Annotated in this window: 5 protein-coding genes; 3 read left to right on the forward strand and 2 right to left on the reverse strand. The window is 39.5% G+C overall.

Translation table 11 applies throughout. From position 1 onward, the window contains the following. Positions 1-50: 50 nt before the first annotated feature. From ABD734_RS04695 to ABD734_RS04705, 3 genes are read left to right on the forward strand one after another with little or no spacing between them, the layout of a single operon-like run. Positions 51-2063, forward strand: a complete 2013-nt coding sequence (locus ABD734_RS04695) for a type I restriction-modification system subunit M (protein WP_344701897.1) — start codon at positions 51-53, stop codon at positions 2061-2063. Next, a complete protein-coding gene (locus ABD734_RS04700) occupies positions 2060-3358 on the forward strand; it encodes a restriction endonuclease subunit S (RefSeq protein ID WP_344701899.1) in 1299 nt (432 codons plus the stop codon). The genes ABD734_RS04695 and ABD734_RS04700 overlap by 4 nt, the downstream gene beginning before the upstream one ends. Next, positions 3355-6348 carry a type I restriction endonuclease subunit R gene (locus ABD734_RS04705; protein ID WP_344701901.1) on the forward strand — a complete coding sequence of 998 codons (2994 nt, stop codon included), beginning with the start codon at positions 3355-3357 and terminating at the stop codon, positions 6346-6348. The genes ABD734_RS04700 and ABD734_RS04705 overlap by 4 nt, the downstream gene beginning before the upstream one ends. A gap of 891 nt (positions 6349-7239) precedes the next feature. On the opposite strand, the gene ABD734_RS04710 is transcribed toward ABD734_RS04705, so the two are convergent. Together ABD734_RS04710 and ABD734_RS04715 are read right to left on the reverse strand one after the other, a co-directional pair. Beyond that, positions 7240-7827 carry an AbiV family abortive infection protein gene (locus ABD734_RS04710; protein WP_344701903.1) on the reverse strand — a complete coding sequence of 196 codons (588 nt, stop codon included), beginning with the start codon at positions 7825-7827 and terminating at the stop codon, positions 7240-7242. 17 nt (positions 7828-7844) lie between these two features. Continuing rightward, on the reverse strand, positions 7845-8426 hold the full coding sequence (locus ABD734_RS04715; RefSeq protein ID WP_344701905.1) for a recombinase family protein: 582 nt from the start codon (positions 8424-8426) through the stop codon (positions 7845-7847). Between the last annotated feature and the right edge of the window lie 205 nt (positions 8427-8631).

The following is an 8631-nucleotide window of genomic DNA, read 5'->3' on the forward strand; positions in this document are numbered from 1 at the left end:
TTCGCAGAAAGTACACCACAATAATCTTATAGAAAAAGGAATAGATAGACATGATGAATTTTCAGGATAAAGTAAACTTTTTATGGACCATCGCAGAAATATTAAGAGGGCCGTATAAACCAGAAGACTATGGGAAAGTGATCTTACCGATGGCGGTATTGCGTCGGTTCGATAATGTTCTGGAAGATACGAAAGAGGATGTACTCGAAAGCTATCAACAATTCAAGCATTTGCCTGAAGAAGCCCGGGACGAAATACTGAATAGAAAATCAAAGCAGCGTTTCAATAATACAAGCAACTATGACTTCCAGAAGCTATTGAATGATTCAGATAACATCGCAGAAAACTTCCGGGATTACATCAATGGCTTTTCAAAAACGGCAAGAGAAATCATAGAGTACTTTGACTTTGATAAGCAGATTGAAAAGATGGATCGTAATGATCTCTTGTATTTGACCGTGAAACGATTTGCAGAGGTTGATCTGCATCCCAATACCGTCTCTAACCTTGAAATGGGGTATATTTTTGAAGAACTGATTCGGCGTTATTCTGAACATGCAGAAGCTGGCGATCACTATACACCGAGGGAAGTCGTACGGCTGATGGTAGGGCTCATGTTCAATGAGGATGATGAGATTCTTACTAAACCTGGAATCACCCAGACCCTTTATGACGGATGTGCCGGTACAGGTGGCATGGGATCCATCGCCCAAGAATACTTACATGAAATGAACGAAACTGCAGAATTGGAGTTTTTCGCTCAGGAGTTCAACGAGGAATCATTCGCCATGTGTAAGGCGGACACCTTAATCAAAGGAGAGAACGCTCAGAACATTCGCTTTGGAAATACATTAACGAGAGATGCGTTTCCGACTCAAAAATTCGATTACCTGATTTCGAATCCACCATATGGGGTCGAGTGGAAACCCGCTGAGAAAGTGGTCAGGGAAGAACATGAAGATTTAGGAATGGATGGCCGTTTCGGTGCCGGGTTGCCTCGTATTGGTGATGGTCAGCTGCTGTTCCTGCAACACCTGGTATCGAAAATGAAACCTGTCAGCGAAGACAACCCACAAGGTTCCCGTATGGCAATCATCATGAATGGTTCCCCATTATTCACAGGAGATGCGGGCAGTGGGGAAAGTGAGATACGCCGCTATGTGATTGAAAATGACCTGGTAGAGGGCATTGTAGCGATGCCTAAAGATCTTTTCTATAACACTGGTATTTCCACTTATATCTGGATTCTTACCAATAATAAATCTAAATGGCGTAAAGGTAAGATTCAACTCGTTAACGCTGTTGATTACTATGAGAAGATGCGCAAAAGCTTGGGGGAAAAGCGGAATCAGATCTCTCAGAAGCAAATCGAGGAGATCATTCGCATATATGGTGAATTTAAAGAGCAGGATAATGTGAAGATTTTTGATAACGAAAATTTTGGTTATCAAAAGATTGTTGTAGAGCGTCCGCTGAAGCTTAACTTCAAAATAGATGATGAACGCATTGCGCGTCTATACGAACAAAAAGCGTTTCAGAACCTGGCTAAATCAAAGAAAAAAGGGGAAGGCGGCCTTAAAAAGCAAGAAGCCGGTGGAGAAGTCCAAAACGCTATTATTGAAGTGTTGCAGCAACTGAAAGAAGACACCCTTTATAAGAACCGGGAAGTATTCACTGAAAAATTGAAAGCTGCATTTGCAGACGCTGGCATCGATATGAAGGCTCCGTTGCTAAAGGCACTGCTCGCAGCCCTGGCTGAGAAGGATGAGACGGCTGATATCTGTGTGAAAAATAAGAAGGGTGATGTGGAAGCAGACCCTGATTCACGTGACACAGAAAATGTGCCACTAAAAGAGGACATTCATGACTATTTCGAACGTGAAGTACTGCCTCATGTACCAGATGCTTGGATCGATGAAGAAAAAACGAAAATCGGATACGAAATACCATTCACTAGACACTTCTATCAGTATCAGGAACTTCGACCTTCCAATGAAATCAAAACGGAAATACAAGAACTTGAAGAGAGTATTTTAGAGAAGCTGAAGCAGGTGATGATGTGAGAATAGAGAATAGATCTGGCCACCCTAATTGGAGACGTTTAAAAATAGCTTGGCTGTTCGATGATATATCAAGTGGAACTACCCCTAGTTCTACGAATGAAGAATACTATAAAGATGGTGAAATCCCTTGGGTAAATACAGGAGATTTAACTGATGGAAAATTATCTAGTGTAAATAAAAAAATAACCAGAAAAGCAATTGCTGATTATCCTGCTCTTAAAGTACATCCGAAAAATTCTTTAATTGTTGCTCTTTATGGAGCAACAATTGGAAAACTGGCTATTACTCAATTTGATGTAACAACAAATCAAGCTTGTTGTGTGCTTAATCAACCTAGAAATATAAATATTGATTTTGTATTTTACTGGTTTCTTGCCAATCGAGAAGGGATTATCCAGCGATCTGTAGGAGGGGGACAAAAAAATATAAGCCAAGGAATCATTCGATCCCTCCGAATCGATGTACCAAGTTTAACAGTACAAAATAGAATAATAAATTTCCTCGACCAAAAAACCTCAGAAATCGACACTTTAATATCAGACAAAGAAAAACTCATCGCACTCCTCGAAGAGAAACGGCAAGCCATTATTACAGAAACCGTTACAAAAGGGCTTAATCCGGACGTTAAAATGAAAGACTCCGGTGTGGAGTGGATTGGCGAGATTCCGGAGCATTGGGAGATAAGCTCCCTAAATCTTCATTTAAAAGAATCAAAAACAAAAAATATAGGAAATAAAGAAAAAAATGTACTTTCCTTAAGTTATGGACGAATAAAGAGGAGAAATATTAAAAATAATTTTGGTCTTTTGCCAGAATCATTTGAGACATATCGAGTAGTTAAAAATGGAGATATAGTATTAAGACTAACCGATTTACAAAATGATAAAAGAAGCCTTCGAGTAGGCTTAGTAAAAGAAAAAGGAATTATTACTTCTGCTTATTTAACATTAGTCCCAAACCAAAATATTCTAAGTGAATATGCTAGTTTATTACTTCATGCATATGACTTAAAAAAAGTTTTTTATGGATTTGGTAGTGGTGTAAGACAGTCTATAGGATTTCAGGAATTAAAGAAGTTGCCTATTCTACTTCCCAGTAAGGAAGAGCAATATGATATATGTATTTACCTAAAAAACTTCACGGAGAATATAGATGAAACTTTGATTCAACTAAAAGAACAAATCACTAAACTCAAAGAATACCGCCAATCTCTTATTTACGAAGCCGTCACAGGCAAAATAGATATTCAGGAGATGCTGAAAGAAACAGAGCAGGAGGAGGTATCGTCGTCGTGAGTATCGACAAAAGTGAGACAGGCTTTGAAGAGAATATAGAACAGGCGTTGATGGCATCCGGCTTTCAACAGCGTACCCTGAAGGGGCCTGCACTTGCCAAGTTCCGAAAGTGGGCGATCGATCAGGAAGTCTTTTTCACATTTTTGGAAGCGACACAGCCAAAGGCTTTGGAACGGTTACAGAAGGTCTACAAGGATGACTATCAGTCCAAGATCATGGAGCGCCTCGACAAAGAACTGAAGCGCCGGGGCATCATTGATTGCCTGCGCCATGGTATCAAAGATTATGGGGCCACACTCAAACTCGCCTATAATAAACCACCGACGGAGATGAATCAGACACTCGTCGAAAACTATGAAAATAATATTTTCACCGTGAGCCGGCAGGTGTATTATAGTGCGTCAAATCAGAATTCGATCGATATGATGATTGCTTTGAATGGGCTGCCACTGATTGTGATGGAACTGAAAAACCAGCTGACCAACCAAACTGTAGAGCATTCAATGCGGCAATTCAAGAAAGACCGGGACCCTAAAGAACTATTATTCCAGTTCAAGAAGCGTGCCGTTGTTTTCTTTGCCGTGGATACCGATGAAGTATATATGGCAACCCAACTCAACAAGAATAATACATTCTTCCTCCCTTTCAATAAAGGGAACAATGGTGGGAAAGGGAACCCACCTGTGGAAGGGGACTATCGAACCTCATATCTCTGGCAGGAAGTACTACAGCCGGACAGCCTCCTCGACATCCTTTTCCGATTTCTATATGTTGAAAAAAAGAGCATAAGAGACAGCAATGGGGACATTATCGATGAAAAAGAAGTGGTCATTTTCCCGAGGTACCACCAATTGGATGCCGTGCGTAAAATCGAGACTGACGTAAAATTGCACCAGGCCGGGCGAAACTATTTGATTCAACACTCTGCAGGCAGTGGGAAAACCAACAGTATTTCATGGTTATCCCACCGGTTGGCAAAAACCCATGATGCAGACGATAATCCGGTGTTCGACAGCATCATCGTAATCACAGATAGACGAGTGCTCGACAAACAACTCCAGAATGCAATTTATCAATTGGAGCATAAAGCCGGCATGGTGGAGAAGATTGATGAGAACTCGGACCAACTGGCCAAAGCGATACGCAACAAGACGAAAATCATTGTGACAACACTTCAGAAGTTTCCCTTTATTTTGGACAAAGTAGGGGAGTTCAACCGGGGCACCTATGGGATCATCATAGATGAAGCACACAGCTCCCAGGGCGGGAAAGCGTCTTCTGCCATGACGGCACTGCTTTCGAATAAAACATTGGAAGAAGCCTATGAACAAAATGCGATGGAAGAAGAAACAGCGACAGATGCAGAAGAACGGATGCTTGAAGCCATTGCGAAAAGTGGGGACCAGTCTAATATTTCCTTCTTTGCGTTCACAGCGACACCAAAACCAAAGACCGTAGAGCGATTCGGTACTCAAAATCCAGATGGCACGTTTGAGCCGTTTCACCTCTATTCCATGCGCCAGGCCATTGAAGAGGGCTTCATTCATGATGTGCTGCGGAATTATGTTACGTATGAAACATTCTATAAAATCGAAAAGAGCATCACAGATGACCCGGAAGTAGCGAAAAGCAAAGCGAGCAAGCAGATTGCGCGTTTCGTTTCTCTTCATCCTCACAATATTGCACAAAAAGCAGAAATCATGGTTGAGCATTTTAGAAATGTCACCCGTCACAAAATTAATGGTCGTGCGAAGTCAATGGTCGTCACAAGCAGTCGCCTCCACGCTGTCCGATATAAACTTGCCTTTGATAAGTACTTGAAGGCAAAAGGATATACAGATCTTCAGACACTTGTGGCATTCTCAGGCACCGTAGAAGACTCTGGAGTATCTTATACTGAAGCAGACATAAATAAAATCAGTGAAAATGAACTGCCGGATAAGTTTCATTCGGATGACTACCAGGTGCTGATTGTCGCTGAAAAGTATCAGACCGGTTTTGATGAGCCATTACTCCATACGATGTATGTCGACAAGCCATTGGATGGGATTAAAGCTGTCCAAACCCTCTCTCGTCTCAACCGAACATGTCGCGGAAAAGACGATACATTCGTGCTGGACTTTGTGAATGACCCGGAAACCATTCAAGCTGCTTTCCAAACCTATTACGAAGTGACAGGACTCGGGGAAAAGACAGATCCGAATATCCTCTATGATTTGCAGGGCGAACTGGATGCGATGCAGGTTTATACAAATGAAGAAGTAGATACTGTAGCAAATCTGGAGTATAGTGAGCAATCTGCAAAAAGTGCTCGTTTTCAAGGCAAATTAAATGCAACACTGGACCCCGGAGTGGAAAGGTATAAACAGGAACTGGGTGATGAAGCACAGGAACATTTTAAGTCCGCAGCTGTAAAATTTGTGAGGACGTATGCATTTATTCTGCAGATTGGGCCGTTCTCTGATTTGGATCTGCATAAACGGTTCATCTACCTCAGTTCATTGCTGAAAAAACTGCCAAAGAAATCAGAGGACCCTGTTTATATCTCTGACGATGTAGCCCTGGAATACTACCGTAATGAAAAAGCATTTGAAGGCAGTATCTCCTTAGACACTACAGGGGGAGAACAACTCTCTCCGCCACAGCATGGAAATGGGGGAGGATTAGAAGAAGAAAAAGAACGCCTGTCTTCAATTATCGACCGTATTAATGATCGCTTTGGAACAGACTTCACAGAAGCAGACAAATTGTCCAGAGATCAAATCATCGAGGACATGAAAGCCGATGAAGAACTGGTGTTAAAAGCACAAAATAATACGAAGGAGAACTTCAAGTTCAGTTTCGAACGTAGCTTCTTGGATTTTGTAATCAGTCGGATGAAAAGTAATGAGAGCTTCTTCATGAAAATATTGGAGAATCCGGAGTTTAAAAAGTACTTGGTGGAAGATATGGTTGATGAAGTGTATAGAGACTTGAGGAGAGTAAAGTAGATATTAAAATCTCTTTAAAACATTGGGATTATCGATCTGAAATAAGAACGATAATCCCAAATCTATTTGATCCTATTTGAGTGTACTATGCGTGAACCTTTTTATGTGTCTAGCTTAATTTTACAATCAGCGCTTAAATAAACCAAGAAATGCCTATTTTATTTTTGAGGGAGAGACCCGTATGCAACTTAAAGTAAAAAGATGTACCCATTGTCAAACCATAGTCAGCGATTCTTTGAATGCGTGCCCCAAATGTGGGAGCGCGTCATTGGAAGAGGGCACTTACCTAATTAACGGCCAACACAAGAGCTTTATTATCACTCCGCGATCCACTAGCAAGGTGATCAGCTGTCCGACCTGTGGTGCAGGAGTCAACATGCGCCAAGGAGGAGAATGCAGGGCATGTGGAGATGAAATCTCAGGTGCAGGCGGTTCACTATACGAGGGTTATATGGATTTTGACTAACTAGAAAAACCATCAACATGAACTTATAAATTGATAGTAAAATGTCTATGGTTTATTAACCATACATCTAAAAGTCAAATTTGCGCTTCTTAGTCCAAGTCTGTCTAATTTTCTGGTTTATAGCTATCGAATACACTATTACTTTATCCTGACTCATTTATATATATGATGTGATCAAGTGGCAATTCTTTCACATACACATGGTTCCCTTCCCAGTTTTCTAAATCACCTTTGACTTTGTCATTTTCAAATGGGAGTATTAGTCTTCCAATAAGTAACGTAAATGTTATTGTGTTATTTAGTTATCATTTTCTTTCATTTGCGGTTCGATAAATAGTATCTTTAGACAACCTGATTATTTTAATGATTTTATTGGTTATGTAACTTTTCCTATCATAATAAGCATAGTAAATACTTTTCCTTATTTAATCAGTTGATAAATTCTCAAATATTTTGTCAGTAATTTTCGATCTCTCCATAGAATGCCTTGTATATCCTACTAAATTATCGTCAAAAGATTCAATTGCAAATAAGAGTATGTCTTTTGAAAATTGTTCATTAATATATTCATGTGGAATTATAAGACCATCGCCTTCATAATCACAGTATATTGATTTCTCTCTCAGATCTTTTAGCTGTCCACTGTATGACATGCTATATATTTCTTCTAATCTTTCCATTCCAATAGCATTTACTAGTCTATCGCCCATACTAATAGTATAGTTCGATCCCATTATTTGCTTCCTCTTGTGATCCCTTAGAGGGTCTCTTTTTACTTCAGCTTGTCTTGTATTAAAGAGTCCTACATGAATTTTTCCTACTTCTTCAATAATAGCAATTGATAGGAATAATGATGTAGAAAATGACTTCATTTGGAATAACATAAAGGAATCTTTAACAAGTCGTATGACATGATCAACACATTCATTAAAGTCTTCTACTGATTCTATTTTAAAATTGCTTGCCTTGGATAATGACCTTTCAAATTCCTTTAACGATTTATCTTTATCCATATTGTACCCCCTTTTATTCACAAGAATTTTAGATCATCTTCGTTATGCTTTCTATCATTAATAATCCGATAGATTGTACCTTTAGATAGTCCCGTTATTTTAATGATCTCATTGATTGTATAACTCTTACTATCATATAAGGAGAGCAAAACCTTTTCCTTATCTTCTGATATTCTTGGTCTTCCTCCGGATCTTCCTCTTGCTCTTGCAGCATCTAATCCTTTTTTCGTTCTTTCGCTCAATAGATTCGCTTCAAGTTCAGCAAATGCTGACATCATGGTGAAGAACATTTTCCCCATGGCATCTTTAGTATTGATATTCATATCTATAATCTCTAGATCGATCCCTTGATCTTCAAGGTATTGCGACAGTTCAATGAGCTGTTTCGTTGTCCTACCCAACCGATCCAACTTAGTGAGAACCAGGGTGTCTCCTTCACGCATATAATCTAATGCTTTATCTAATTCAGTCCGTTGGTATTTCCGGCCACTTACTTTTTCAGAAAAAATACGTTCACAACCGTAATCTTTTAAGGTGTCAATCTGACTATCTAGATTTTGATCTCTTGTACTTACTCTCGCATAACCAATCTTACTCATCATTCATCCTCCTGGAATATCAATTATTAGGGGAGTTATACGCATTCTGTCATTTATTAAGGTGTACAAAATAAGACGATGGTACAAAAACTCGAATAGTTTTATAATTAGTATACATAGATAATTATACGTGTTTTTGTACTTACAAACCATATAAATATAACTGAAAATATAACTACCTAAAATGTTTCAATAAACGGTCGTT

Origin of the sequence: Salinicoccus jeotgali (assembly GCF_039538805.1) — a bacterium.
Lineage (GTDB): Bacteria > Bacillota > Bacilli > Staphylococcales > Salinicoccaceae > Salinicoccus > Salinicoccus jeotgali.